Annotated in this window: 29 protein-coding genes and 1 other RNA gene; 10 read left to right on the top strand and 20 right to left on the bottom strand. The window is 69.3% G+C overall.

Going from position 1 to position 25,175, the window contains the following annotated elements; all coding sequences use genetic code 11:
• The first annotated feature begins 152 nt into the window (after positions 1-152).
• From AC2YHT_RS10775 to AC2YHT_RS10795, 5 genes are all read left to right on the top strand, one after another.
• Positions 153-2,624 (top strand): TonB-dependent receptor, encoded by a 2,472-nt coding sequence (locus AC2YHT_RS10775; RefSeq protein ID WP_487289655.1) that lies wholly within the window; start codon positions 153-155, stop codon positions 2,622-2,624.
• A 99-nt stretch (positions 2,625-2,723) separates the two neighbouring features.
• Positions 2,724-2,894 carry a hypothetical protein gene (locus AC2YHT_RS10780; RefSeq protein WP_233245147.1) on the top strand — a complete coding sequence of 57 codons (171 nt, stop codon included), beginning with the start codon at positions 2,724-2,726 and terminating at the stop codon, positions 2,892-2,894.
• Between the two features lie 105 nt (positions 2,895-2,999).
• On the top strand, positions 3,000-4,451 hold the full coding sequence (locus AC2YHT_RS10785) for an NCS1 family nucleobase:cation symporter-1 (RefSeq protein WP_487289658.1): 1,452 nt from the start codon (positions 3,000-3,002) through the stop codon (positions 4,449-4,451).
• A 53-nt stretch (positions 4,452-4,504) separates the two neighbouring features.
• A complete protein-coding gene (locus tag AC2YHT_RS10790; protein WP_487289659.1) occupies positions 4,505-4,843 on the top strand; it encodes a GIY-YIG nuclease family protein in 339 nt (112 codons plus the stop codon).
• Complete coding sequence (locus tag AC2YHT_RS10795; RefSeq protein ID WP_487289661.1) at positions 4,840-5,385, top strand: DUF2239 family protein; 546 nt, start codon at positions 4,840-4,842, stop codon at positions 5,383-5,385. The genes AC2YHT_RS10790 and AC2YHT_RS10795 overlap by 4 nt, the downstream gene beginning before the upstream one ends.
• 169 nt (positions 5,386-5,554) lie before the next feature.
• Here AC2YHT_RS10795 and AC2YHT_RS10800 read toward each other — a convergent pair whose 3' ends face one another.
• The 4 genes from AC2YHT_RS10800 to AC2YHT_RS10815 form a co-directional block, all read right to left on the bottom strand.
• A complete protein-coding gene (locus AC2YHT_RS10800; protein ID WP_487289663.1) occupies positions 5,555-6,568 on the bottom strand; it encodes a ThuA domain-containing protein in 1,014 nt (337 codons plus the stop codon).
• Positions 6,569-6,573: 5 nt separating this feature from the next.
• On the bottom strand, positions 6,574-6,969 hold the full coding sequence (locus tag AC2YHT_RS10805; RefSeq protein WP_487289665.1) for a VOC family protein: 396 nt from the start codon (positions 6,967-6,969) through the stop codon (positions 6,574-6,576).
• A gap of 166 nt (positions 6,970-7,135) precedes the next feature.
• Positions 7,136-7,966 (bottom strand): flagellin, encoded by an 831-nt coding sequence (locus AC2YHT_RS10810; RefSeq protein ID WP_487289666.1) that lies wholly within the window; start codon positions 7,964-7,966, stop codon positions 7,136-7,138.
• A gap of 1,103 nt (positions 7,967-9,069) precedes the next feature.
• Positions 9,070-9,825, bottom strand: coding sequence for a tRNA1(Val) (adenine(37)-N6)-methyltransferase (locus AC2YHT_RS10815; protein WP_487289667.1), 756 nt, complete (start codon positions 9,823-9,825; stop codon positions 9,070-9,072).
• Positions 9,826-9,929: 104 nt separating this feature from the next.
• Here AC2YHT_RS10815 and AC2YHT_RS10820 point away from each other — a divergent pair, with 104 nt between their 5' ends.
• The 3 genes from AC2YHT_RS10820 (at position 9,930) to AC2YHT_RS10830 (ending at position 11,943) form a co-directional block, all read left to right on the top strand.
• Positions 9,930-10,940, top strand: a complete 1,011-nt coding sequence (locus AC2YHT_RS10820; RefSeq protein ID WP_487289668.1) for a polyprenyl synthetase family protein — start codon at positions 9,930-9,932, stop codon at positions 10,938-10,940.
• Positions 10,940-11,464: a hypothetical protein gene (locus tag AC2YHT_RS10825; RefSeq protein ID WP_487289669.1), complete on the top strand. Its 525-nt coding sequence runs from the start codon at positions 10,940-10,942 to the stop codon at positions 11,462-11,464. Before AC2YHT_RS10820 ends, AC2YHT_RS10825 begins: the two co-directional genes overlap by 1 nt.
• Before the next feature lie 80 nt (positions 11,465-11,544).
• The gene (locus AC2YHT_RS10830; RefSeq protein ID WP_487289671.1) at positions 11,545-11,943 is read left to right on the top strand and encodes a YccF domain-containing protein; all 399 of its coding nucleotides are present in this window, start codon (positions 11,545-11,547) and stop codon (positions 11,941-11,943) included.
• Positions 11,944-12,038: 95 nt separating this feature from the next.
• On the opposite strand, the gene AC2YHT_RS10835 is transcribed toward AC2YHT_RS10830, so the two are convergent.
• From AC2YHT_RS10835 to fumC, 5 genes are read right to left on the bottom strand one after another with little or no spacing between them, the layout of a single operon-like run.
• A complete protein-coding gene (locus AC2YHT_RS10835) occupies positions 12,039-12,347 on the bottom strand; it encodes a CcdB family protein (protein ID WP_487289672.1) in 309 nt (102 codons plus the stop codon).
• Between the two features lies 1 nt (position 12,348).
• Positions 12,349-12,600 (bottom strand): type II toxin-antitoxin system CcdA family antitoxin, encoded by a 252-nt coding sequence (locus AC2YHT_RS10840; RefSeq protein ID WP_487289674.1) that lies wholly within the window; start codon positions 12,598-12,600, stop codon positions 12,349-12,351.
• 13 nt (positions 12,601-12,613) lie between these two features.
• On the bottom strand, positions 12,614-13,354 hold the full coding sequence (locus AC2YHT_RS10845) for an AAA family ATPase (RefSeq protein ID WP_487289675.1): 741 nt from the start codon (positions 13,352-13,354) through the stop codon (positions 12,614-12,616).
• 42 nt (positions 13,355-13,396) lie between these two features.
• Positions 13,397-14,077, bottom strand: a complete 681-nt coding sequence (locus AC2YHT_RS10850; protein ID WP_487289676.1) for a phytanoyl-CoA dioxygenase family protein — start codon at positions 14,075-14,077, stop codon at positions 13,397-13,399.
• 2 nt (positions 14,078-14,079) lie between these two features.
• Positions 14,080-15,471, bottom strand: coding sequence for a class II fumarate hydratase (gene fumC / locus AC2YHT_RS10855; protein ID WP_487289677.1), 1,392 nt, complete (start codon positions 15,469-15,471; stop codon positions 14,080-14,082).
• A gap of 113 nt (positions 15,472-15,584) precedes the next feature.
• On the opposite strand from fumC, the gene AC2YHT_RS10860 reads away from it, so the two are divergent.
• Positions 15,585-15,905, top strand: a complete 321-nt coding sequence (locus AC2YHT_RS10860; protein WP_110132722.1) for a YbjQ family protein — start codon at positions 15,585-15,587, stop codon at positions 15,903-15,905.
• A gap of 2 nt (positions 15,906-15,907) precedes the next feature.
• Positions 15,908-16,306, top strand: a complete 399-nt coding sequence (locus AC2YHT_RS10865) for a RusA family crossover junction endodeoxyribonuclease (RefSeq protein WP_487289679.1) — start codon at positions 15,908-15,910, stop codon at positions 16,304-16,306.
• Here the strand turns inward: AC2YHT_RS10865 and AC2YHT_RS10870 are convergent.
• The 11 genes from AC2YHT_RS10870 to AC2YHT_RS10920 all read right to left on the bottom strand — a co-directional run bounded on the left by AC2YHT_RS10870 (position 16,268) and on the right by AC2YHT_RS10920 (position 25,161).
• Complete coding sequence (locus tag AC2YHT_RS10870; protein WP_487289681.1) at positions 16,268-16,660, bottom strand: hypothetical protein; 393 nt, start codon at positions 16,658-16,660, stop codon at positions 16,268-16,270. The two genes, AC2YHT_RS10865 and AC2YHT_RS10870, sit on opposite strands and share 39 nt — an antisense overlap.
• Positions 16,661-16,715: 55 nt before the next feature.
• The gene (locus AC2YHT_RS10875) at positions 16,716-18,818 is read right to left on the bottom strand and encodes a serine hydrolase domain-containing protein (RefSeq protein WP_487289683.1); all 2,103 of its coding nucleotides are present in this window, start codon (positions 18,816-18,818) and stop codon (positions 16,716-16,718) included.
• 108 nt (positions 18,819-18,926) lie between these two features.
• The gene (locus AC2YHT_RS10880; RefSeq protein ID WP_110121056.1) at positions 18,927-19,727 is read right to left on the bottom strand and encodes a C13 family peptidase; all 801 of its coding nucleotides are present in this window, start codon (positions 19,725-19,727) and stop codon (positions 18,927-18,929) included.
• Between the two features lie 12 nt (positions 19,728-19,739).
• The gene (locus AC2YHT_RS10885) at positions 19,740-20,210 is read right to left on the bottom strand and encodes a PaaI family thioesterase (RefSeq protein WP_487289685.1); all 471 of its coding nucleotides are present in this window, start codon (positions 20,208-20,210) and stop codon (positions 19,740-19,742) included.
• A gap of 3 nt (positions 20,211-20,213) precedes the next feature.
• Positions 20,214-20,693 (bottom strand): SspB family protein, encoded by a 480-nt coding sequence (locus AC2YHT_RS10890; protein WP_110121058.1) that lies wholly within the window; start codon positions 20,691-20,693, stop codon positions 20,214-20,216.
• Between the two features lie 312 nt (positions 20,694-21,005).
• Positions 21,006-21,371: a transfer-messenger RNA gene (gene ssrA / locus AC2YHT_RS10895) on the bottom strand.
• A 5-nt stretch (positions 21,372-21,376) separates the two neighbouring features.
• Positions 21,377-21,601 (bottom strand): Atu4866 domain-containing protein, encoded by a 225-nt coding sequence (locus tag AC2YHT_RS10900; RefSeq protein WP_487289687.1) that lies wholly within the window; start codon positions 21,599-21,601, stop codon positions 21,377-21,379.
• Complete coding sequence (locus AC2YHT_RS10905) at positions 21,601-21,735, bottom strand: hypothetical protein (protein WP_487289688.1); 135 nt, start codon at positions 21,733-21,735, stop codon at positions 21,601-21,603. The genes AC2YHT_RS10900 and AC2YHT_RS10905 overlap by 1 nt, the downstream gene beginning before the upstream one ends.
• Before the next feature lie 133 nt (positions 21,736-21,868).
• Positions 21,869-22,711, bottom strand: a complete 843-nt coding sequence (locus AC2YHT_RS10910) for a hypothetical protein (protein WP_487289689.1) — start codon at positions 22,709-22,711, stop codon at positions 21,869-21,871.
• Between the two features lie 45 nt (positions 22,712-22,756).
• Positions 22,757-23,314, bottom strand: coding sequence for an acetolactate synthase small subunit (gene ilvN, locus AC2YHT_RS10915; RefSeq protein ID WP_110121059.1), 558 nt, complete (start codon positions 23,312-23,314; stop codon positions 22,757-22,759).
• A 41-nt stretch (positions 23,315-23,355) separates the two neighbouring features.
• On the bottom strand, positions 23,356-25,161 hold the full coding sequence (locus AC2YHT_RS10920; protein WP_487289690.1) for an acetolactate synthase 3 large subunit: 1,806 nt from the start codon (positions 25,159-25,161) through the stop codon (positions 23,356-23,358).
• Between the last annotated feature and the right edge of the window lie 14 nt (positions 25,162-25,175).

Here is a 25,175-nt window from a genome sequence, read left to right on the forward strand (position 1 = left end):
GGGGACGGGATCGCCGGCCAACGGCGACGAGGGGACTGGCCTTGGGAAACGCAGCGGTGAAGGAAGGGGCGCTGCCGAGTACTGGAGCCCCGGGGGTCTTGCACACACGCCATTGTCGATCCGCCCTGGCGGGGTGGCTCGCGCTCGCCGCCATGGCGACGCCGGCCGCCGCCGTCGCGGCCGCGCCGCGCCGGGTCGACATTCCGGCGGGAACGCCGATGGCGCGGGCCCTGACGTCCTTCTCCGCCCAGACCGACACCGAGATCCTGTTCAACCCGGCCCTGGTGGTGGGCCTGTCGTCGCCCCGCGTGCGCGGCCAGCTGGAGCCCGATGAGGCCCTGCGGCGGCTGCTGGCCGGTTCGGGCCTGGTCGCCCGCCGGCATGGCGGCCGGCTGCTGATCGAGCGGGCCGCGCCGCCGCGCGCCATCGCCGCCGCGCCGTCTTCCGCCGCGCCGCTCGCCACGGCCGAGGTCGATGCGGTGATGGTCACCGCCCTGCGCCGTTCCATGCCCGAACAGAGCACGCCGCTGTCGATGCGGGTGATCGGCGGCGAGGCCCTGAACGCCACCGGCGCGGTGACCTTCGAGCGTGTCGCCCAGCGCCTGCCGGGACTGACCCTGACCAGCACGGGCGTGGGCCGCATGCGCATGACCCTGCGCGGCGTCTACGGCTCGGGCGAGGCGACGACGGCCCTCTATTACAACGACGTGCCGGTCTCCGGTCCCAGCGGCACCACCGCCGATCCCGGCGGCTCGTTCCCCGACCTGCTGCTGGTCGATGTCGACCGGCTGGAGGTGCTGCGCGGGCCGCAGGGCACGCTCTACGGCTCCAGCGCCATGGGCGGGGCGGTGAAGGTGGCCTTCAACCGCGCCGACCTGTCACGCGACCAGGCCGGCCTCGAGCTGGAAGGTGGCGTCGTCGGCGGCCGGGCCGGCGGGGCGGCCACCGCCGTGGCCAACAAGACCTTCGCCGATGACCGCGTCGCCGTGCGCCTGACGGCCTATCGCCGCGACGAGGCCGCCTTCGCCGACAACGCCCGCCTGGGCCTGACCGGCGTCAACGCCGGCCGCACCATCGGCGCGCGCCTGGCCGCCGCCTGGCGTCCGCGCGACGAGATGCGGATCGACCTGCTGCTGGCCGCCCAGGACTCCAAGCTGCGCGACACCGGGGCCGGCGCGCCGGGCGAGCCCTCGCACGTCTCGCGCAACTTCGTCCGCACCCCGTTCGACAGCCAGGTCTGGTTCGGCGCCCTGTCGTTCGAGAGCCGCCTGCCGGGCGTGCGCTTCTCGGCCTCTCTGGCCCGCTACGAATGGCGCAACATCCGCCAGATCGACTACACCGGAACCCTGCAGTCCGAGCGCGGCAGCGCCGCCGGCTGCGCCCGCTGGCTGGCGCTCGGATCCAGCGTCGCCTGCGACGCGGGCCAGATGGTCGCCTACGCCTCCTACGTCGACAGCCGCACGCCGGGCCTGCTGTACCAGCCCATCGACCTCGTCGCCGACGTGCGCGAGGCGCGCCTGACCTCCGACTACGAGGGGGCGCTACAATGGACGGTCGGCCTGTTCTCCGAGACCCGCCGCGACAGCATCGACAGCCAGGTGCGCGTCGCTGATCCCGTCACCGGCCTGCCGGTCGACGCCGCCGGCTACACCGGCCGCCGCATCGTCGACACCCGCCTCGACCAGGTCGCGGCCTATGGCGAGGCGACCCTGGCGGTGGACGATCGGACCGACATCACCCTCGGCGCTCGCCGCTTCGCCTACGACAAGAAGACCGTCGGCCGGGTGCTGGTGGTCAACGTCATCTCAGACACGTCGGGGGGGAATTTCCGCAACCGGGTCGAGGAGGACGGCTGGAGCATGAAGGCCGTGGCTTCGCGCCGCTTCACGCCCCGGCTGATGGGCTACGCCCAGATCTCGCAGGGCTTCCGACCCGGCGGCGTCAACACCGCCCCCGGCCTGCCGGCCGAGCTTCAGGCCTACGGGTCCGACATGCTGTGGAACCGCGAGCTCGGCCTCAAGTCGCGCTGGGCCGGCGGGCGGCTGTCGGCGAACCTCGCATTCTACAGCATCGACTGGCGCGACATGCAGTATTCGGCGACCAGCGCCAACGGGGCCTTCGCCTTCGTCACCAACCTGGGCCGGGCCCGCATCGACGGCGCGGAGTTCGACATGGTCTGGAGCCGCGGCGTCTCGAAGCTCGGCTTCAACCTCGCCGCCACCGACGCCGTGCTGACCCAGGACCAGACCTCGGGCGCCATGGCGGGGCTCGGTCACGAGGGCGACCACCTGCCGGCCGTGCCGCGCGAAGCCTTCACCGTCTGGGGCGAGACCCGCCGCGAGCTGCCGGGCGGAGCGGCCCTGATCCTCAACGGCTCGGCCGCCTATGTCGGCCAGTCGCGCTCGACCTTCGAGTCCGTCAGCCCCGGCTCTGGCCGCGACCTGGGCGGCGTCACCCTGCTGGACGGCCGCTTGGCGATCGAGCAGGGGCGGGGGTCGGTGGGCCTGTTCGTCGAGAACCTGCTCGACTCCGACGCCCCGCTGTTCATCACCACCGGCCGCCTGCCGCAGTCGTTCTCGCCCCAGCCGCGCCGCGTGGGTCTGAGCCTGCGTTTCGCCTACTGAGCGATGTTTTCGCCTGTTGGGCGAGTTTCGTGTTAACCTTCCAGCACGCGCCCGTCAGAGGCGTGGTAATCGTTAGGGAGGTTCAACATGGCCCACGCCATGCGTGTTTCCGTGCGTCCCGTGTTCTTCAAGACCTGTGACGTCAACAAGCCGGAGTCGCCCGAACTCCGGCACGCCGGGCCCTGCATCCAGTGGGACAGGGTCGGCATCATCGCCATGGTGCTGGTGTTCGGCGCCGGCCTGGCGACCTGGGCCTACGCAGCGCTCTGAATCGCGCCGCCGATCACCGATTTCCCAGGTGACGGCGGTGGTCTCGTCGCGCCATGCTCTCTCCTTTCGACGCTCGTTCTTCAGGGCGGGGGCTTGGGGGAGCGCATGGCGGACGAGACGAGCAATCTCTGGAACGACGACCTGGCGCCGACCACGGCCGCCCAGCGAACCTGGCGCGCCCGCCACTTCGCGGCCCTGTGGCTGGGCATGGTCATCGCCGTGCCCGCCTACATGCTGGCCGCCGGCCTGGTGGAGCAGGGGATGTCGGCGGTCCAAGCCGTCTGGGCGGTGCTGCTGGGCAACCTGATCGTCCTGGTCCCCATGCTGCTGATCGGCCACGCCGGCGCCAAGCACGGCGTGCCCTACGCCGTGCTGGCCCGGGCCTCGTTCGGCTGGTGCGGCGCCCGTTTGCCCGCGCTGGCCCGCGCCATCGTCGCCTGCGGCTGGTACGGCATCCAGACCTGGATCGGCGGCGGCGCGCTCCTGACCCTGCTCGGCGTCATGGTTGGGGCGAAGCTCGATGGCCCGATGATCCCGCTGCTGGGCATCGGGGTGGGCCAACTGCTGGCCTTTCTGGCCTTCTGGCTGATCCAACTGGCCTTCGTCACCAAGGGGCTGGAGACCGTCCGCAAGCTCGAGACCTGGACCGCGCCGGTCAAGGTGATCGTCTGCGTCGCCCTGGTCTGGTGGGCGTTGTCCAAGGCTGGCGGCCTGGGACCCATCCTGCACGAGCCCTCGGCCTATGACGCTGGCGGGGCCAAGGCCGGCCGTTTCTGGGCCGACTTCGGTCCGGCCGTCACCGCCATGACCGGCTATTGGGCCACGCTCGCCCTCAACATCCCCGACTTCACCCGCTTCGCCCGCACCCAGAAGGACCAGATCGTCGGCCAGGCCCTGGGCCTTCCTGGCCCCATGGCCCTGCTGGCGGCGATGAGCGTCGTCGTCACCTCGGCAACGGTGCTGATCTTCGGCAAGGCGATCTGGGACCCGGTGGCCCTGTCGGGCGACATCGGCGGGATCGCGGTGCTGGTCGGCCTGGTGGTGATCAGCCTCGACACCGTCTCGTGCAACATCGCCGCCAACCTGGTCGGCCCCGCCTACGACTTCGCCGCCCTCTGGCCCAAGCGGATCACCTACCGCATCGGCGGCTACATCACCGCCGTCATCGGCGTGCTGATCATGCCCTGGAAGCTCCTGGAGAGCACGGCGGGCTACATCTTCGTCTGGCTCACCGGCTACGGCGCGCTGCTGGGCCCCATCGCCGGCATACTGATCGTCGACTACTGGCTGCTGCGCTGCACGGTGCTGGACGCGCCCGGCCTCTATGACCGCACTGGACCCTACACCTATCGCAACGGCTGGAACCCGGCGGCCCTGATCGCCTTCGCGGTCGGGGTGGCGCCCAACCTGCCGGGCTTCCTGCACGCGGCCGCCCCGCACGCCTTCGCCGGGATCGGCGCGCCGTGGACGACCCTCTACCAGTACGCCTGGTTCGTCGGGGCGGGCCTGGCCGGCGCGCTCTACTGGGGCCTGATGGCGAAGAAAATACCCGGGTAATATTGACTCCATAATTTGCCCGGGTAAAAAGCCGTCAACTCAAGGAGGCGGCGATGAACTCGCGCAAGGCGCTGCTGCGCGCCTACAAGGAAGAAAAGCCCCGGCCCGGCGTCTACGCCGTGCGCTGCGGGCGCACCGGCCAGGCTTTCGTCGGCGGAACCGAGAACGTGGCGACCCGCCAGAACGGCGTCTGGTTCTCGTTGCGCCTCGGCTCGCATCCCAACGCCCGCCTGCAGGGCGCCTGGAACGCTCATGGCGAAACGGCTTTCGCCTTCGAGGTGCTGGAGACCATCGACGCCGAGGGCCTGGAGCCGAAGGGCAGGGCGCTGCGCCTGGCCGACCGCCGCAGGCACTGGTGCGAAGCCCTGAACGCGGTAGACCTCATCCGATGACCTACGCCCTGTTCGAGACCGGCGCTCGCCTCGCCGCCGGCGACCAGCTGACCGTCGCCCTGGCCGCCCAGGCGGTGTTCGCAAGGCGCCCCGACGCGCCGCTGCTGATCTTCGATCCCGACGGCCGGCAGGTGGACTTCAACCTGCGCGGCGGCCCCGAGGATCTCGCCGCCCGCCTGGCGCCAGTCGAGGCCGAACCGGAAACGCCGCGTGGCCGCGGCCGGCCCAAGCTCGGCGTCGTCGCGCGTGAAGTCACCCTGTTGCCGCGTCACTGGGACTGGCTCGCCGCCCAGCCCGGCGGCGCTTCGGTCGCCTTGCGCAAGCTGGTCGAGGCCGCCCGCCGCGAGGCCGATGCCCCCGACCGCCTGCGTCGCGCCCGCGACGCCGCCTACCGCTTCGCCAGCGCCGCCGCCGGCGACGCGCCGGGCTTCGAGGCGGCCATGCGGGCGCTGTATGCGGGGGACAAGGAAGGGTTCGAGGCCGGCCTCGTGCAATGGCCCGCCGACGTCGCCGCGCACGCTAGGACGTTGGCCGAGTTCTAGATCCTTCTCCCCTTGCGGGAGAAGGTGGCGGCCGAAGGCCGTCGGATGAGGGGTCTCTCAGAACTGAACGATTACGCCCAGCCTATCCGCTTCAAGCAGCTTACCGGGCTATCGACCCCTCACCCGACCCCACTCCGTGGGGCCACCCTCTCCCGCAAGAGGAGAGGGATCATCTCGCCCTGACCTCCGCCAACACCGCCCCATAGGCCGTGTCAAACCGCGTCCGATCGGCCTCCGGCTTGCCCGGATAAACCTCCCGCAACGCCGCGATCCGGCCCGCGACCGCCGACAGCCACGCCTCGTCCTTCATCTGAGCCACCCGCGCCTCGACATCGGCCTCGCCGGCATAGGTCAGCAGCGCCCGCACCTGGTCGCGCGCCTGCTCGCGCGGATTGGGCGTCGCATCGCCTCGCGCCCTCCAGGCCGTCCATCGCACCGCCCGCACAATCTGCTCGGCGAAGCGCGGGTCGGCCCAGGTCGTTTCGTTGTGGCCGAGGTTGGTGAAGAACAGTCGGCCGTTCCCCACGCTCCGCACCCAGCTCACCGGCACGGCGTAGGGCCGCTTCAGCGGCGCGCCCGAAAAGTCCAGGCTCTGGATCACCCGCACGGCGGCCGGGTCGAAGCGCTTGTACTGGTAGATTTCCTCGACCAGGTCGGCGCTCCGGCCCCAGGGCGCGGCCAGCGGATGGTTGTCGAGCGCCTTGACGCGGACCTTCTGCTCCTCGGTCCACGGATGGCCGCCGAACTGGCCGTTCAGCATGGTCGTGTAGTCCAGCCCCGGACCCGCATAGTCCCAGCCGGTGTCGGCGGCGCTGTGCAGGCCCACGAACCCCAGCTTGCCGGCCGCCAGCCGCGCCTGCACGGCCGCCCAGGCCTCCGCGGAAACGGGCAGGGCGCCGGTGGTGTAGAACACCAGCACGTCCACGGTCTCCAGCCGCTGCGGCGTGATCTCGCGGGCGTCCTGGGTGACCTCGGTGGTGAAGGCGCCGCTCTTCTTGCCGATGGCGATCATCGCCGCCTCGGAAGGGGCCAGGCCGCCGTCCGCCGGCCGCGTCACCGGTCGATGCCGCCAGCCGACCGACTGGTCGAGATAGAGCACGCGGATCGGCTTCTCGGCCGCCGTGGCGACGCTGGCGCCCGCCAGGCTGAGGACCGCCGCGACCAGGACGAGCAGGGCGCGCACGGCCTTCAGGCCTTGCCGCGCGGCTGCAACAGGTCCCAGCGATTGCCGTAGAGGTCCTCGAACACCGCCACGCTGCCATAGGCCTCGTGCCGGGGCTCCTCGAGGAACGTCACCCCGGCCGCGCTCAGCCGCGCGTGGTCGCCGTCGAAGTCGTCGGTGTGCAGGAAAAGCCAGACCCGGCCGCCGCCCTGGGCCCCGACCATCGCCGCCTGGCGCTCGTCGGCCGCCTTGGCCAGCAGGAACCGCGAGCCGCCGGGGCCGGGCGAGACGACGACCCAGCGCTTGCCCGCGCCCAGTTCGCTGTCCTCCACGAGGTCGAAGCCCATCTTGCCGACATAGAAGCCCAGGGCCTCGTCATAGTCGCGCACGAGCAGGGACAGGAGGGCGAGGTGCTGGGCCATGGCGACTCACGCGGGGAAAGGGGGGATTGGGAACGGACTTTGCGGCCAATCCTCCTTCCGTAAAATCCCCGCGAAAGCAGGGACCCAGGCTTTTTCTGAAACGCGCGGCGCTCGACGACAAAACACCTGGGTCCCCGTTTTCGCGGGGATTCTACGGTGGAGAACCTCAGCCCCCGAACAGCTTCAGCAGATAGCTCGGCGCGGCGTTGGCGATCGACAGCGACTTGATCGCCAGCTGCTGCTTGATCTGGAGCGCCTGGAGACGCGTCGCCTCCTGGGCCATGTCGGCGTCGACCAGCCGGCCGACCGAGGCCTCCAGCGTGTCCTGCAGCTTGTCGATGAAGGTCAGGTGGGTGTCGAGCGCGTTGGCCTGGGTGCCCAGGGTGGAGAGGGCGGCGGTGACCTTCTGCATCACGCCGTCCATGGCCTTGATCTCGACGTTTGTCGGCTGGGTCAGCAGGTCGGCGGGCATGCCCGACATCGTCGCGCCCGAGGTCGACAGGTCCACGTGGTCGACGTCGATGGTCGAGTCGGCCTTGGCGTTGGCCAGGGCCTTGATCGAGCCGTTCGAGCCCGACGAGATCAGGTTCACCCCGTTGAAGCTGGCGTTCTCGACCGCCCGGTCGATCTGCTTGCGCAGCGAGACATAGTCGTCGCTCAGCGCCTTGCGGCTGGCGGTGGTCAGGCTGGCGTCGGAGGCCGCCAGCATCTTCTGCTTCATCTGCTCGAGCAGGTCGGTGACCGTGTCGCCGGCCGCCAGGGCCACGTCCGTCGTGGATTGGCCGCGTTGCAGCGAGGCGCGCACGGCGTCCAGCGACTTGGCTTCGGCCGACTGCATCTTGGCGGTCGCCCAGACGGCGGGATTGTCCTTGGGGCTCGAGATCTTCAGGCCGGTCGCGATGCGGCGCAGCGTCGTCGCCAGTTCGCCATTGATGGCGTTCAGCGACTGCAGGGCGATCATCGCCCCCACATTGGTGTTGATGCTGTTCAGCGGCATCGACCCGTTTCCCGGCGCGGCCGTTCTGGCCAAGGACGCGTTTTGCATCCAAGGCGCAGTTCTGCACGCGTTGCGTTAGCGGATCGTTAGGATGCGCGGAAAAGTTATCAGCCTCCGTTCCCTCTCCCCTTGCGGGAGAGGGCGGCCCTGCGGAGCAGGGTCGGGTGAGGGGTCTCTCAGACCATTCAGCGCCACTCCTCCCCCGTGAAACGGGGGAGGGGGACCACGAAGTGGTGGAGGGGGCGAGACCGGGCTCGGCCTGTCCGCTCCTCTTCCCGTAAAATCCCCGCGAAAGCGGGGACCCAGGCTTTTTCTGAAGCCCCAGGCGCTCGACGATAAAACACCTGGGTCCCCGCTTTCGCGGGGATTTTACGGAGTTGGGTGGGCCTTACGCACGCTGCTCGCACGGCGTAATCGGAAAAGAGTTGAGCGAACTCAACGCCCTGCAACTTTATAACCCCAACTTATCCCCACCTGCTCGAGCCGCCCCATAATCAAAGCCATCCCAGCCATGGGGAGGGCTCTTGGTACCGGCCCGAGTTAGCGGCTGTGGATCGCATCGAGCGGGGCCGCTTGGGGCGTCATGGGAAGGGCGGGTTTGCAGGATCGCTCAGAAGGCGTGATTGGGCCGCCAGCCGTTCCGTGACGAGACGAGCGGGTCGACAGGGTCGGGATCGTTTCAAACCGGCCTAACAGGATCAGCCGAGGCGCCGCCGGATCACCGCGGGGCTATTGGTCCTGCCCGTCCGAGGGACAACCGGGTCCAGGGTTGAAAAAGCACCCGCGCCCCCGGTCCTTCGAGCCAATGATGCGGCGGAGCGGTCAGACGAAGCCGAAACGCTAAAACACATCACGGTCTCCGGGCTCCGCCCGGCCGCTCCGCGCCTCCCCATCAACTTTCGTGAGTTTTCACGGGAGGCCGAAAAGCCGTGCCCTCTCCCCTTGCGGGAGAGGGTGGCCTGCGAAGCAGGTCGGGTGAGGGGTCTCTCAGAACTAAAAGCCGCGTGCAGCGGTCAGGCCGGGCGGAGGTTTCCGATATCCGAGAAACCCCTCATCCGACAGCCTTCGGCCGCCGCCTTCTCCCGCAAGGGGAGAAGGATCGGCTACCACCCCAGCGCCGCTTCTCCCCGCAGGATCGCCTCGGCCTGCGCCGAATGCTTCCCGCCGTCCCGGTCGTGCATGACCAGCGCCGGCAGCAGCACCAGCGGCGCCTTGCCGGTCTTCACCGCCCGCACCAGCACGCGCTTGGCCGGCGCATCCGAAAACGGCTGCACCGGGCGGATGCGGAACGAGCCGGCCTTGGGGGCCAGCAGGGCCAGCATGTCGGCCAGGCGGTCGGCGCGGTGGATCAGGGTGATGGTCCCGCCCTCGCGCACCGCCTTCAGGGCGAAGGCGGTCCAGGCCGAAAGACCCGCGTCGGCCATCCAGGCGCCGGACTTTTCGGGGGAGGGCGCGCGCAGGGCCTTGGGGTCGTCGAAGAACGGCGGATTGCTGATCATCGCGTCGAACACCGGCAGCCCCAGCGCCCGGAAGCCGGCGGCGACGTCGCCCTCGAATATCTCGACCCGATCGGCCAGCCCGTTGAGACCCGCGTTCTCCCGGGCCAGGGCGGCGGCGACCGGATCGCGCTCCAGTCCGACGAATCGCGCGCAGGATCGGCGGGTCGCGGCGGCCAGCAGGGCCCCGCCGACCCCGCAGCCGGCCTCGATCACGCGATCGCCGTCGCCCGCGTCGCAGGCGGCCGCCAGCAGGGCCGCGTCGAGCCCGGCCCGGTATCCCGCCGCCGATTGGCGAAGCTTGACGCGGCCGTCCAGCACGCGATCTTCGGTGACGGAGGGAACTGAGGAGGGGTCTGACAACGTTTCGGGCCTTGTGCTCGCCTTGACCCTGACCTATCCCGCCACCATTGTCGCTCGCAACGGTCCTGGCGCCGCGCGTGGCGTCGCCTGAGGAGTACATGGTCTTGGACGCAGCTGCAGCGACCCTCGCCCGACAACCGGGATCGGTGGATCGTCTCGTGCGCCTGGCCTCCGCCGACATGGCGGGCGTCGACAGCCTGATCACCGATCGCATGCAGAGCGACGTGCCGGTGATCCCGGCCCTGGCCGAGCATCTGATCGCCGCCGGCGGCAAGCGCCTGCGCCCGCTGCTGACCGTGGCCGCCGCGCGCCTGGCCGGTTCTGAAAACGATCACTGCCTGAAGCTGGCCGCGGCCGTCGAGTTCATCCACACCGCCACCCTGCTGCATGACGACGTGGTCGACGGCAGCCAGCTGCGTCGCGGCAAGGTCGCCGCCCACCTGATCTGGGGCGCGGCCCAAAGCGTGCTGGTCGGCGACTTCCTGTTCGCCCGCGCCTTCGAGTTGATGGTCGAGACCGACTCGATGCGCGCCCTGCAGATCCTGGCCCAGGCCAGCCGCGTCATCGCCGAGGGCGAGGTGATGCAGCTGATGCGCAGCCACGACCTCAACCTGTCGCAGGCGCTCTATCTCGAGATCATCGCGGCCAAGACCGCCGAGCTGTTCGCCGCCGCCGCCGAGGCCGGCGCGGTGTCGGCCGGGGTCGACGCCGAAAAGTCCAAGGCCCTGCGCGACTACGGCATGAGCCTGGGTCTGGCCTTCCAGCTTGCCGACGACGCCCTCGACTACGGCGGCGCGACCGAGACCCTGGGCAAGAACGCCGGCGACGACTTCCGCGAAGGCAAGGCCACCCTGCCGCTGCTGCTGGCCATCGCCCGTTCCGGTCCGCGCGAGGCCGAGTTCTGGGAGCGGGCCATCGGCCGTCGCGAGCAGACCGAGGCCGACTTCCGCCGCGCCCGCGAGCTGATCATCGGCACCGGCGCCCTGGACGCCACCCTCGACCTGGCCGCCGAGCACGCCGACAAGGCCAAGGCGGCCCTGGCGGTGTTCCCGCAGAACGACTGGCGCGAGAGCCTCGAAAGCCTCGCCGACTTCGCGGTCAGCCGCCGGGCCTGATGGCGCAGGGCTACAATCCCTCCGGCGACCCCCACGGTCACGACCGTCACCACGGCGCCCACGCGGCAGGCGAGGCGGCGGGCAAGGTGATCGGCGGCGGCGTGGGGGTGCTGGTCGGCTTCGCCCTGATCCTGCTGTTCTTCGGCCCGCTGCTGTGGGCTCCGGTCTTCGCCGGTCTCGGCGCGGCGCGCTTCACGCCCGGCGCCTGGCAGCCCTGGCTGGCCGGCCTCGCGGCAGCCGGCGCGGCGCTGTTCGTCCAGTTCCTGCTGCTCGTCCAGAAGAGCCCGGTGCTGCGCTATCCCGTCGTTGCGCTGTTCTCGGTCGTCTGGGTCGGGGGCCTGTGGCTGGAGCTGACCGCCCCTCCGCACGACTGGCTGACGACCGCCCCGACCTGGCATGCGCCCGGCCCCTGGAGCTGGGCCCTGATTGGCCTGGGCGTCGTCGTCTATGCCGGCCTCTACCTCCTGGCCCTGTCGCGCTTCGGCAAGGGGCGCTGGGCCAGGCGCTGGCAACTGCTGCGGTGAATTCGCCGTAAGGTCGCGTCCGCAAGCTCGACAACGGCGCGGCGACGTCCCAAATCTCGGACGGAGACGAAAGGACCGCGATGATCCGCTTCATCCTCAACCTGCTCTGGTTCTTCCTCGGCGGCTGGCTGTCGGGCCTGTTGTGGCTGCTGGGCGGCCTGCTGCTGGCTGTCACCATCGTCGGCCTGCCCTATGCGGGCGCGGCCTGGCGCATCGCCGGCTTCGCCTTCTGGCCGTTCGGCAAGGAGATCGTCAGCCGCGACCTCGTCACGGGACGCGGCGACCTGGGCACTGGCCCGCTGGGTTTCGTGCTGAACGTGATCTGGTTCGTGCTCGGCGGCTGGTACATCGCGCTCAGCCACCTGCTGATCGCCGTGGCCGAAGCCATCAGCATCATCGGCATCCCGTTCGCCATCAAGGACCTGCAACTGGCCTGGATCGCCCTGGCCCCGATCGGCCGCACGGTGGTCAAGCGCTAGAGCATTTTCCGACGAAGTAGGTACCGGTTCGTCGTGAGAAAATGCGCCAAGACAGAAGATCTGGGCTTCCGGCCTGACGCAGTCAGGACTGAGGCTCAGAACCCGGTGAATAGCCGGTCGAGGGCGCGCCGGATGGCGTCTTCGTGAGCGGCGAGGGAAACGATGCGCTGGCGGAGCACATGCGCACTGACGCTGAACAGTTCGCTCACCACCAGGGTTAGCGCCTGATCCTCGATAACGACGGGGATTTCGAGTTCGGTGACTGCGCTTTGAGCGTCGTTCACAGCCGGAGCGACGACCACCTCGGCCAGTCCGTGCAGGTGATGGGACGACAGTATGACGAGGAATGGTGCGACGCCGCGCGCGGCGGGGACGGGATTTCGGTAGGCGTCGAACTGCCTCAAGCTACCATTTCCGGAAATGGTCCGAGATCAGGCCCCGCCGGGCGACCCGGGCGTTATGGTCGGCGATCGCCTCGGCGTTCTCTTCCGCCCACCGCCGGGCGCGTTCCTCGGCGCCGGCCGGGTCCACCTTCTGCAAGTGCAGCCGAAGCTGCGTCTCGCTCATGCCGGCGACCGAAATCCCCAGCCGCTGCGCCTGCGCCAGCAGTTCCGGATCGACGCCCCCAGGCGTGATGTCGAGTTCGGGCTTGCCCATGGCCCGAAGGCTATCATGCCTCGTCGTCGCTCGACAGCAGCACGTCCAGGAAGGTCTGGCGGCGGTTGAGGAAGTTGCGAGTCACCTGGAAGTGCTCGGTGTCCTCGTACTCCACCCTCTCAAGCCCGCGTTCGGAGGCCTGGTAGATCCAGGCGTCCGGATAGCCCAGCAGGATCGGCGAGTGGGTGGCGATGATGAACTGCGAGCGCGCCAGCACCAGTTCATGCAGCCGCGCCAGGAACGAAAGCTGCCGGGTGGGCGACAAGGCCGCTTCCGGTTCGTCGAGGATGTAGAGGCCGTCGCCGCGGAAGCGGTTGTCGAAGAGCGAGAAGAAGGCTTCGCCGTGCGACTGCTCGTGCAACGGAACCGCGCCGTAGCCCGAGACGCCGACTTCCTCGATGTAGCTGGCGACGTTGAAGAAGCTTTCGGCGCGCAGGAAATAGCCGTCGATCGGCCGCAGATGTCCCCGGACGCGGCGAATGTGCTGGCTGAGCGGGGAGTGCGAGGCGCGGGTGGAGAAATTGACGTTCGCCGAGCCGCCCTCGGCGTTGAAGCCCCAGGCCACGGCCAGGGCCTCGATCAGGGTCGACTTGCCCGAGCCGTTCTCGCCGACCAGGAAGGTCACACGCGGGTGGAAGGCCAGGGTGTCGAGACCGCGCACGACCGGCAGGTTGAACGGATAGGCGGACGGGGTCCAGCCCTCGCGCCGTTCGAAACGGGCTTCGATCCAGTAGGGGCGGTCGAGAGCGGTCATGCGACTTTCCGCATAGCATCGCCGTGGCGCAACCGGGAGGCGCTATCGCGCCTCTGGCGCTGCCCAGGCGAGGCCGCCGGGCAGGTCGAAGTCGGCGTAGTCGACCTGCAGCACGCGCCGACGACGGGGCGGTTCAGCGCGGTCGGAGGCGTGCAGGATAGGCGTCGAATACGCCCAGACGTCGCCGGCCTGGGCTTCGCAGGTGATGATCTGGTGATCGGCGGCGACCGTCGTGGCTGCGTCGGCGGGCACGCGGCCCAGCCGATGGCTGCCGAGCGCCGCCTTCAGCGGCGCGTTGCCGGTGTCGACGGGGTCGAGATGGACGCGCAGGGTGGCCATGCGGGCCAGGATCTCGAAGGGCGGGGCCACGTGCAGGACGCCGTCCTTGACCGACCAGGGGCCGAAGCCCTCGACCTCGATCCGCTCGGCCACGGGCAGCACGCGGTCCTGGTGCCAGGCCACGGACCAGTTGGCGTCGGGGGTCTTGTCGAACATCGTCGCCCGCACCGGGCGCGCCGCGGCCGAGGTCAGGCGGGCCGCCAGGGTCCCGATCGGACCTTTGGAAGAGAGCAGGGCGCAAAGGCCCTGGTCGCCGGCGTCGAGGCGGGCGCCCGGCTTACGGACGGTGCGCTCGTCCGCCAGCGCCCGGAGACGCTTGAGCGCCTCCGGAGACAGGACGGCGGGAAAATACGCCGCCCCATCGCGCTGGAAGTCGAGGATCAAGCTCAGCCCGGCGAGACCATGTTTTCCGGGCGGACGTACTGGTCGAACTCTTCGTTCGTCAGGTAGCCGCCGCCGACGGCCTCTTCGCGCAGGGTGGTGCCGTTCTTGTGCGCGGTCTTGGCGATCTTGGCGCAGATGTCGTAGCCCAGGCGGCCGTTCAGGGCCGTAACCAGCATCAGCGAGTTCTCGACGCCCTTCTGGATGTTGTCGATGCGCGGCTCGATGCCGACCACGCAGTTGTCGGTGAAGCTGATCGCTGCGTCGGCCAGCAGGCGCACCGACTGCAGGAAGTTGTAGGCCATCACCGGGTTGAAGACGTTCAGCTCGAAGTGGCCTTGCGATCCGGCGAAGGTCAGGGCGGCGTGGTTGCCGAACACCTGCACGCAGACCTGGGTCAGGGCTTCACACTGGGTCGGGTTGACCTTGCCCGGCATGATCGACGAGCCCGGCTCGTTTTCCGGCAGGGCTAGTTCGCCGAGACCCGCGCGCGGACCCGAGCCCAGGAAGCGGATGTCGTTGGCGATCTTGAACAGGCTGGCGGCGACCGTGTTGATGGCGCCGTGGCTGAACACCATGGCGTCGTGGGCGGCCAGGGCCTCGAACTTGTTCGGAGCGGTGGTGAAGGGCAGGCCGGTGATGGCGGCGATGGCCTCGGCCACGCCTTCGGCGAAGCCGATCGGGGCGTTCAGGCCAGTGCCGACGGCGGTGCCGCCCTGGGCCAACTGCATCAGCTTGGGAAGGGTCTGCTCGATACGCTCGATGCCGTTCTCAACCTGCTGGGTGTAGCCGCCGAACTCCTGGCCCAGCGTCAGCGGGGTGGCGTCCTGGGTGTGGGTGCGGCCGATCTTGATGATCTGCGCCCAGGCTTCCGACTTGGCCTTCAGGGCCGCGTGCAGGTGCTTGAGGGCGGGCAGCAGGTCCGAGACGATCTGCTCGGCGCAGGCCACGTGCATCGCCGTCGGATAGGTGTCGTTCGACGACTGGCTCATGTTGACGTGGTCGTTCGGGTGGACGGGCTTCTTGGTGCCCATCTCGCCGCCCAGGATCTCGATCGCGCGGTTCGAGATCACCTCGTTGGCGTTCATGTTCGACTGGGTGCCCGAACCGGTCTGCCAGACGACCAGCGGGAAGTGGTCGTTCAGCTTGCCTTCGATGACCTCGTTGGCCGCCTGGACGATGGCGTCTTTCACGCCGGCGTCGAGCTTGCCGAGCTTGTGGTTGGTCTCGGCGGCGGCGCGCTTGACGATGCCCAGGGCCCGGACGACCGGAAGCGGCTGCTTCTCCCAGCCGATCTTGAAGTTGCCCAGGCTGCGCTGGGCTTGCGCGCCCCAGTAGCGGTCGGCGGCGACTTCGATGGGACCGAAGGTGTCGGTCTCGGTGCGCGTGGCGGTCATGCGGCGGATCCTCAAGCGATGATGCGGGCGGTCTACCCCCCGAGGGCCGCCTTCGCAACGCCATGGTGCGCCGCAACGACGTTAGTTATACCGGCGGACCTCAGGAGGATCCCATGCTCGTCGCCACCACCAACGATCTGCCCGGCTATCGCGTCGTCGAACATCTCGGCCTGGTGCGGGGCGTGACCGCCCGCTCGCGCAGCGTGATCGGCAATATCGGCGGCTCGATCCAGCAGATCTTCGGCGGCAACCTGTCGATCTACACCAAGCTGGCCGAGACGGCCCGGCAGGAGGCATACGAGCTTCTGGTGCAGCACGCCCGCGAACTGGGTGCCGACGCCGTGATCGCCATGCGCTACGACGCCAACGAGATCATGGAAGGGGTCACCGAGGTCCTGGCCTACGGCACCGCCGTGAAGGTCGAAAAGCTCTGAGCGTGGCCGACCACGACCGGGACGACTGGGTCCATCACGGCAAGGTCAGGGCGCGCGAGGCTGGCGGCGAGCTGACCATCGTCGTCGACGGCCTGACCACCCAGGCCAAGTACTACAAGCCGCTGATCTACGAGTTCTTCCGCAAGACCTGGCGCGGCTCGCGGCCGGCCTGGGGCGAATTCTCGGTCGAGATCGGCATGGAGTTCGTCGGCGAGCCGCCGTGGCTGGATCTCGACAACCTGGCCAAGGCGCTGCTCGACGCCATCAAGGGCTTCGCCTTCCACGACGACGCCCAGGTCGCCCGGTTGCTGGTCGAGCGCCGCCAGGGCGAGCGCGAGCGGATCGTGATCGTGGTGCGGAAGCTAGAGTCGCGCTTTCTGCGGGGCACGCTCGAGGGCTGACGCGCCGATCGAGATGTAGAGCACGATCAGGAAGGCCAGGTATCGGCCCAGGCTGGAGGGCTCCGCGCCTGGCGCCAGGGGCACGAAGCCCAGCAGGATCAGATTGGCCGCCGCCGCGCCCGGCAGGGCGAAGGCCATGGCCGGATAGAGTCGCCGGCTGCGGGGAATGCGCAGCAGCCTTGCTGTGGCCTGGAAGGCGAAGGTGACCAGCGCCGCCGCCAGGAAGGCGTTGGCCGCGTAGAACCAGAAGGCGCGCTCGATCAGCTCGGCCCCGAAGGCGCCGTAGAACAGCGTGACCGCCAGCCAGGCCCCAAGGCCCGTTCCGGCCAGGATGCAGACGTTCCGTTTCGACACGCGCGAACTCCCCCAGTATCGCTACTGGGGGAGAGCCTGCACGGGCCGTGCCGGATCAGGTGTTCCAGAATTCCAGGAAGCCCCAGGCCGCCAGCACGATCGAGAAGCTGGTGAAGATCAGGGCCGTGACGGTGAAGGCCAGCTTGCGCAGGTCGCTCCAGCTGTCGACGCGACGGCCGCCGCGCCAGATCACCGGCGCCATGATCAGGGTGAAGAGGCTCAGCACCGTGGCGATAAAGGCGCAGGCCGAGGCCGTCAGCAGCCAGCCGCTGGGCCAGCCAAAGACCACGGCGGCCACGTCGCCCGAACCTGCCGCAAACGCGGCCACGCAGGCGATGGCGACTAGCCACAGCACGGCTTGGGTGGTCTGCAGCAGGCTGGCGCGGGCTTGGCTGGTGGTCTGGCGGGTATCGCGACGGCTGCGGACGAAGACGCCGGCCAGGGTGGCGATCGAGGCCAGGGCCGCCAGGAGGGCCGCGCCGGCCAGTACGCCGGTGCGGAGAAGAGGACCGACCCGCTCGTAGGCGGCTGCGCCCGACGGCGCGAAGAAGCGCGCGGGCGCGCCATCCTGGCGCTGGAACACCAGCAGGTCAGCGCCGTCGGCGGCCTTGAAGACGTCCTGGCGGTCGGTCGGGATCCAGAGGCGGGTGCGGCCGTCGCTGGTGATCGCCAGGCCGCCCTGGGCGCTGGCGCGGACCTTGGCGACGCCGATCAGGCGATCGACGAAGCCTTCCAGCCCGCCATAGGCACGGCGGTCGGTCAGGTAGTCGCCTTCATAGGCCAGCGCCGCTTCCGGGCTCAGGGGCGTGAACGCGGGCACGGCGCGGGCCGGCGCGTAGAAGCGCTCGACGATCGAGGCGGGCAGGGTGGCGGGCAGGTCTTGGCCGGTGTCGGTGTTGACCGAGATGAAGACGCCGAGGCCAAGGTCGGGGACCAGCACCATGTTGGAATGGAACCACAGGGTCGCGCCGGCGTGGCCGAAGCCGCGGCGGCCGCCAGGCAGGGGGATGTCCTGGAAGCCGGCGTTCCAGCCGGCGGCGCCGGCGGCCGGGCGATAGCCGGCCGTGCGGAAGGCCTGGGCGGCGCGCTGCGAGAAGACTGTGCGGCCGTCGATCGTTCCGCCGTTCAGCAGCAGGGTCATGTAGCGGGCCATGTCGGCCGCGGTGCTCGAGGCCGAGCCGGCGGGGGCGATCTGACCGACGAACTCCACCGGCTGGGCCTCCAGGCCCAGCGGCGTCCAGCGGTAGCCTTCAGCGAGGTCGGCGGCCAGGGCCGGAGCCATCGGCGCGGGCAGGTCGTCGCGCCAGGCGCGCGGCTCGCGGAACGTGGTGCGTTGCAGGCCGGCCGGCACGATCACCCGCTCGGCGATCAGGTCCTCGAACGGCTTGGCGCCGGTGTTGGCCAGGGCCGCGCCGACCAGGGCGACGCCGTAGTTGGAATAGGCCGGCAGCACGCCAGGCTCGCGCACCCGGTTGGGACGCTCCTGGCGCAGATAGACGTCGAGCGGGCGCACGCGGCGCTCCTCGCGCTCGAACAGCTGGCCCAGGACCCGGTCCTCGAATCCGGCGGTATGGGTGTAGAGGTCGCGCACCCGGATCGGCGTTTTCTTGCCCTGGTCGCGCACCTGCAGCTTCTCGGGCAGGTAGACGTTGATCGGCGCGTCGGGACGGATGCGGCCGGCGTCGATCTCGTTCTGCAGGGCGATCCAGGTGAAGGTCTTGGAGATCGAGCCGATGCGGAACAGCGTGCGGTCAGGATCGACTGGCCGACCGCGCGCCAGGCTGGCCGCGCCATAGCCCTTCTTCAGCACCACCTGGCCGTTCTGGACGACCGAGATGGTGACCCCGGCGATGTGATCCTCGGCCATGGCCCGGCGCACGGCGCCGTCGACGAAGGCTTCGAGCTCGGGGGCGGGCAGGGGCGTGACGCCTGGAACGGCGGCGGCCGGAGGTGGCGTGATCGGGGCGACAGGCGTCGCCGGCGCACGGCGGAAGGTCGGCCTGGGCGGCGTGGCGGCGGGAACCGAGGGAGCCGTGGTCGCGGGCGTCGCGGTCGCCGTCGGCGCGGCGTCCTGACTGGTGGCGGCGTTCGCCCCCATGAGCCAGAAGCCGACGATCGCCGCGCACCGCACGGCCTTGGACGACATACGCAACGTCACGAACCCCACCTCTTCGGCTAACGCGTCAGAAGGGTCTTCTTAGGCCAATTCGTCAGGCGAGGGACACCGGCGTCAGGAAGAAAATCACGCCAAGCAGTATGCAGCTGTTCAATTTTCCGCCGATGGCGGCGCGGCGTTCGGCGCGGGCGCCGGTTTGCGGGCCTTGGCGAAGGTGTAGAGGGGCAGCAGCGGCCGCAGTTCGGGGCCGATCCACAGCTGCGGCTCCGAGGGCGGGCTGGCGCCGGTGTCGATCTCCTTGCGGGCAACGCAGGCCTGAACCGCCCGGCCCAGAACGGCGAAGTCGCGCGCCTTGCCGATCTCGCCCAGGAAGCAGTCGTCGAAATAGGGGTAGCGGTCGCTCTCGCCGCAGCCGAACGAGGTGCGATCGGGCCGGGCGGCGGTCAGGATCATCCGGTCGTCGCGTTCGAGCGAGGGCACGAAGACGCCGGAGAAGCAGGCCGAGATCACCACGATCGACGGCCGGCCGGGGCAGGCGCCGTCGACCATCGCCGCCAGTTCCTGCGGGCGCAGCAGCTTCTTGCCCATGATCACGCCCTGAGGCGCGCCGTGCGAGGTGATGTAGACCAGGCAGCCGCCGGTCGAGGTCTTGGCCGCCGATCTCAGGCCGTCCTCGATCGCCTTGGCGTTCGAGACGTTCAGCGCCTGATTGCGATAGCGCTTGGGGCGGACCGAGAACTGCGTCGGCGCCGGGAAGCCCAGGCCGACCAGGTTTTCGGCGACATCGCGGCGGGCGTTGTCGAAGGCCTCGGTCGAGCCGCCTCCGTGGGCGCGCCAGTCGCCGGCGATCACCACCGAGGCCCAGTGGTCGAACGGGCTCTCGGCCCGGGCCGGCGCGATCGCCAGACAGGCCAGGACCAGTCCGACCAGAAAGCCCGCCGCTCGCCCCATTCCGCGTGATCCCTATTTCTTGAATTTGGCGAAGGGCGTCGGCAGGGCCGTGCCCGTGGAGGTCGCCAGCAGGCGGCCCTCGGCGTCATGGAGTTCGCCTTCCATGAAGCAGACCGTACGGCCCCACTTCACCACCCGGCCGACGCCGAGCAACGGGCCGGGCAGGGCCGGCCGCAGGAAGCTGGTCTTCATCTCGAGGGTGGGCACGACGTGGGTCATGCCCGAGGTGATCAGGCCGGCCACCGACATGCATTCGTCCAGCATCGCGCAGACGAACCCGCCCTGGATCTGGCCCATCGGATTGGCCAGCAGGTCGGCGCGGGCGTCGAAGGCGATCTCGACCCGGCGCTCGGCCTGGCTGACGGCGATGAGCCTGAAGCCCAGCGTTAGGGCGCTGGGCGGCGCGTTCTTCGAGGCGTTGAAACGCGCGAGGATCGCCTCGTCGGTGAGAGTGGATCGCTCCTCCGAGACGACGTCGTTCAAGGCCTACTTCTTCCGGAACTGGTCGAGGGAGATGATCTTCGGCGCCTCGTCGCCATCGGCCGGAGGCGGGGTCGGCTCGGGTTCCGGCTCGACCGGGGCCGGCTCGATCTCCGGGGCCTCGAACTGCAGGGCGAACTGCACCGACGGATCGTAGAAGCGGGTCACGGCCGAATAGGGGATCGACAAGCGCTTGGGCTGGCCGCCGAACTTCAGCGTCACCGAGAAGAAGGTCTCGCCGGGGGCGAGGTCCCAGTACTGGTGTTGCAGGATGATCGTCATCTCGTCGGGATACTTGCCGAGCAGGTCCTGCGGGGCCGAGACGCCGGCGGCCTGGGTCTTGAAGGTGATGTAGAGGTGGTGCGGCTCGGGCAGGCCGCCGGGCGCGGCGGCTTTCTTGAGCGCAGCCTTCACGACGCCGCGCAGGGCGTCCTGGGCCATGGCCTCGTACTGCATCAGGTCTTCGGTCGGAGGAGTGCGGGCCATGGATCTTCGATTAAGCAAAAACGAAATTCGAAGGGCCAGCGTAACCCGTCGCGGGCCTCCGGCAAAGGCGCCCGCATGCGGTAGGCGCATACTATTTTAGAGAGTGTCGCATCTGGATCGACTGCCGAGGTCCCGGCCGTCGGGAGCCCGGTCGCCATGCTCCAGCCTCGCGTGAGTTGAGTTCAATGCAAGGCGCGCCGAGCTAGCGAGCGGCCAAAGTCTCAGAAAGATTGAGAAAGTGGAGGGATTCTGTTGCCAGGCTCCCCCATTCCTTCTCAAGAGAGAGGAGGGAGCCGTCCACATTCTAGGTGAAGTGGAGGGATTCTGTTGCCAGGCTCCCTCCGGGCCCCGCCTAAGGATCTGAACCCCTAGGACTTAAGAGGCGAATTCACCTGCACCGCATTACGCAGCGACGGCGAACTCTTCAGCGAAGTTATCGTTCGCATTTAGTTTAATGGCCCGAAACGGTGGGCCAAGCCGAGAGAAAGCATACACCTTTACACGTCTGTCGATGCTGATCGGCCCCATGCAGTCCCGTGATAACTCGGGAGAGATTTGGTGGAGCCGCCGGGAATCGCACCCGGGTCCAGTCCGCTTATTACGTGCGCGTTTATCCCCATAGTTCGGCCGAAGCCGGACAATCCCAATATAGGGGCTCGCACCCCGGGAGGGAAGGGGATGCGTCAAACGCTCCCCAGGCTGAGGCGACCTTCGGCGAGGCGGCCGGTGATCACCGCGCCGTGGTCCTCGAACAGCTTCAGGGTCTCGCCGACCAGGACGTAGGCGCCGGTGAAGACGCCGCGCGGCTCGGCGTGCACCTCGACGAAGCGGCCGTTGGGGCGAAGCTCCAGGCTGTAGCGGCCGTCGGGCGAGGACCAGACGCCGGAAACGGGGAGGTGGTCGATCATCATGGCAGGATCCTCCAGGCGGAAGCGGACGATAACAGGGCGGGCAGGGCGGTCGCGACGGCGGCGGCCGCCAGCAGGGCGGCGGCGAACCAACGCGGAGCCGCCGTCGCGCGACGGGGCGTGTGGCGGGTCATGGCCTGGCTTTGATTTGGAGCTTTGGTTTTGGGGGAGCGCCGCAGGCAGCTGCGGCGGTACGAGGCCACTATGGCCCGGCCGGCCGTCCAGTCGGTAGAGCGATGCTCCGCGTTGATTGCACGATCCTACGGATCAGCGCGGCGGGGCGGCACCTTCCGGAGGCGTGACGGGCGTATCGGTCGGCGGTTCCGGCTCGTCATCGACCACCGGCACGGCCTGCGGCTGCGGACGGTTCGAGGTTCCGGCCTTCAGTTGGCCGCCCTGGGCGATCAGGTCGGCATAGGCCTTGGACTGGCGCGAGAAGTCGCCGCCGCGCGGCAGCACCGCGTCGAACAGTGGATCGCGTCCGGCCGCCGCTCCGACCGCGGCCGAAAGCACGCCGGCGATCGAGCCGACCTCGGCGTCGTCGCAGGCGCGGCGCAAATGGCGGGCCTGGCCGGGGACAAGGAGGGTGACGTCCCAGGAGACGCCGTCGACGCACAGGGCCTCGATCGAGCCGCCGCCATAGTCGACGATCACGCTGCGCGGCTGGCTCCAGGCGCGGTCGCCGGCCAGGGCCTTGAAGGCGGCGATGCGCTCGCCCGGCAGTTCGGCGTTGATATCGACCCGGCGGCCGATCTCGGGGGTGCAGCAGCCGAGACCGGCGCGGGCCTGGACGAAGGCGCGGCCGTCGCGGCGCACGGTGACGCGGATGACGGCCTGGCGCACGCCGCGCGCGGGGCGGGCCCAGGCCTCCAGCACCAGTTCGCCGCGACGGACCAGCTGGATCTGCAGCGGCTGCAGGCCCCACAGGCGGTAGAGCAGGGGATCGACGCCGTTGTCGACGGGAACGGGCTGTTCCTTGCGTCCCAACCGTCTGCCCGACAGTGGTTCGACCTCGGAGGCGGGGCGAGGAGTCTCGTTCGACCACCAGACCGCCGGATCTGGCGGCGGTGGAGCGACGGGCGCGACCGGCTGGCCTTGAGCGGAAAGCATCAAGGCTCCCGCGAAGACGGCCGGTCCGATCACGCCCATGACGGCTTACATCCCTTCGACGCCCCGCTCGATGGAAAGGACGCCCGTGCGGGAAAGTTCCACCAGGCCTAGCGGCCGCATCAGGTCGAGGAACTTGTCGATCTTCGACGGCGCGCCCGAGATCTCGAACACGAAGCTTTCCAGCGTGGTGTCGACCGGCTTGGCGCGGAAGATCTCGGCGATGCGCAGGGCCTCGACGCGGTCGGGACCCGAGCCGCGCACCTTGACCAGGGCCAGCTCGCGCTCGACGCCGTTGGGGTCGCGGGTCACGTCGTGCACGCGGCGGACGTTGACCACCTTGTTCAGCTGGGCCTCGATCTGGTCGAGCACCTGGCGCGTGCCGCGGGTGACCACGGTGATGCGGCTGGTGTGGGCCTTGCGGTCGGTCTCGGCGACCGTGAGGCTTTCGATGTTGTAGCCGCGCGCGGCGAACAGGCCGACCACGCGATGCAGCACGCCCGGCTCGTTATCGACCAGCAGGGCGAAGGTCGCCGTCTGCTCGGCCTGCTCGTTGGGGCTGAGGTCGTAGGCCGAGGCGGGGGCGGGTTGGACGTTGGCGGTCATGAAACGAGCCTAGAGCAGTGGGCGGGGAAGGGCGAGGCCGATCAGACCAGCCCCGCGCCGTCCTCGCCGATGACGTTACCGATGTCCTCGACCTCGCCCATGATCATTTCGTTGTGGGCCTTGCCCGAGGGGATCATCGGCAGGCAGTTCTCGTGCTTCTCGACGCGGCAGTCGAAGATCACCGGCTTGTCGCTGTTGATCATCTCCAGGATCTTGGCGTCCAGCTCGGCCGGGTCAGAGCAGCGGATGCCGACCGCGCCATAGGCTTCGGCCAGCTTCACGAAGTCGGGCAGGCTGTCGGAATAGGAGTGGCTGTAGCGCTCGCCGTGCAGCAGCTGCTGCCACTGGCGGACCATGCCCATCCATTCGTTGTTCAGGATGAAGATCTTGACCGGCAGGTCGAACTGGATCGCCGTCGACAGTTCCTGGATGCACATCTGGATCGAGGCTTCGCCGGCGATGTCGACGACCAGGCTCTTGGGGTGGGCCAGTTGCACGCCCAGGGCGGCGGGCAGGCCGTAGCCCATGGTGCCCAGGCCCCCGGAGGTCATCCAGCGGTTCGGCTCCTCGAAGCGGAAGAACTGGGCGGCCCACATCTGGTGCTGGCCGACTTCGGTGGTGATGTAGACGTCCTTGTCCTTGGACAGTTCGTACAGGCGCTGGATGGCGTACTGCGGCTTGATGACCGTCTCGGAGCGCTTGTAGGACAGGCACTGGCGGGCGCGCCAGGCGTCGATCTGGGCCCACCAGTCGGTCAGGGCGGCCTTGTTGGGCTGATGGCCGGCGCTCTTCCAGGCCTCGATCAGGTCTTCCAGAACGCTCCCGGCGTCGCCGACGATCGGCAGGTCGACGCGGACGTTCTTGTTGATCGACGAGGCGTCGATATCGATGTGGATCTTCTTGCTGCCCGGCGAGAACGCGTCCAGGCGGCCGGTGACGCGGTCGTCGAACCGGGCGCCGACGCAGATCATGACGTCGCAGTCGTGCATGGCGTTGTTGGCTTCGAACGTGCCGTGCATGCCCAGCATGCCCAGCCACGCCGGATCGGCGGCCGGGAAGGCGCCCAGGCCCATCAGGGTCGAGGTGACCGGCGCGCCGGTCAGGGCCTGGAACTCACGCAGCGCCTGGCTGGCCTTGGGGCCGGCGTTGATGACGCCGCCGCCGGTATAGAAGATAGGCCGGCGGGCGCCCGCGATGATCCGGGCGGCCTCGGCGATGCGGCTGGCGTCGCCCTTGATGCGCGGCGAATAGGCGTGGCTCGAGGCGACCTCGGTCGGACCGTAATATTCGCCCTTGGCGAACTGGACGTCCTTGGGGATGTCGATCAGCACCGGGCCCGGACGGCCGGTGGTGGCGATCTTGAAGGCCTCGTGGATGATCTGCGGCAGGTCGCGGACGTCTTTGACCAGGTAGTTGTGCTTGGTGCACGAGCGGGTCATGCCGACGGTGTCGGCTTCCTGGAAGGCGTCGGTGCCGATCAGGTGGGTAGGGACCTGGCCGGTGATGACGACCATCGGGATCGAGTCCATCAGGGCGTCCATGATGCCGGTGATGGCGTTGGTCGCGCCCGGACCCGAGGTGACCAGGACGACGCCCGGCTTGCCCGAGCTGCGCGCATAGCCTTCGGCGGCGTGGGTCGCGCCCTGTTCGTGGCGAACCAGGATGTGCTGCAGGCGCGGCTCGTGGAACAGCGCGTCGTAGATCGGCAGGACCGCGCCGCCCGGATAGCCGAACAGGACTTCGACGCCCTGGTCCACGAGGCCGCGGACCACGATCTCGGCGCCGGTCATGGCGCGGTTGGCGGCATCGGCGGGAGCGTTGCTCTCGATGGTCTGATGGGCGGTCATGGCGGAAGTCCCGG

The organism is Caulobacter sp. SRI_008, assembly GCF_057586355.1.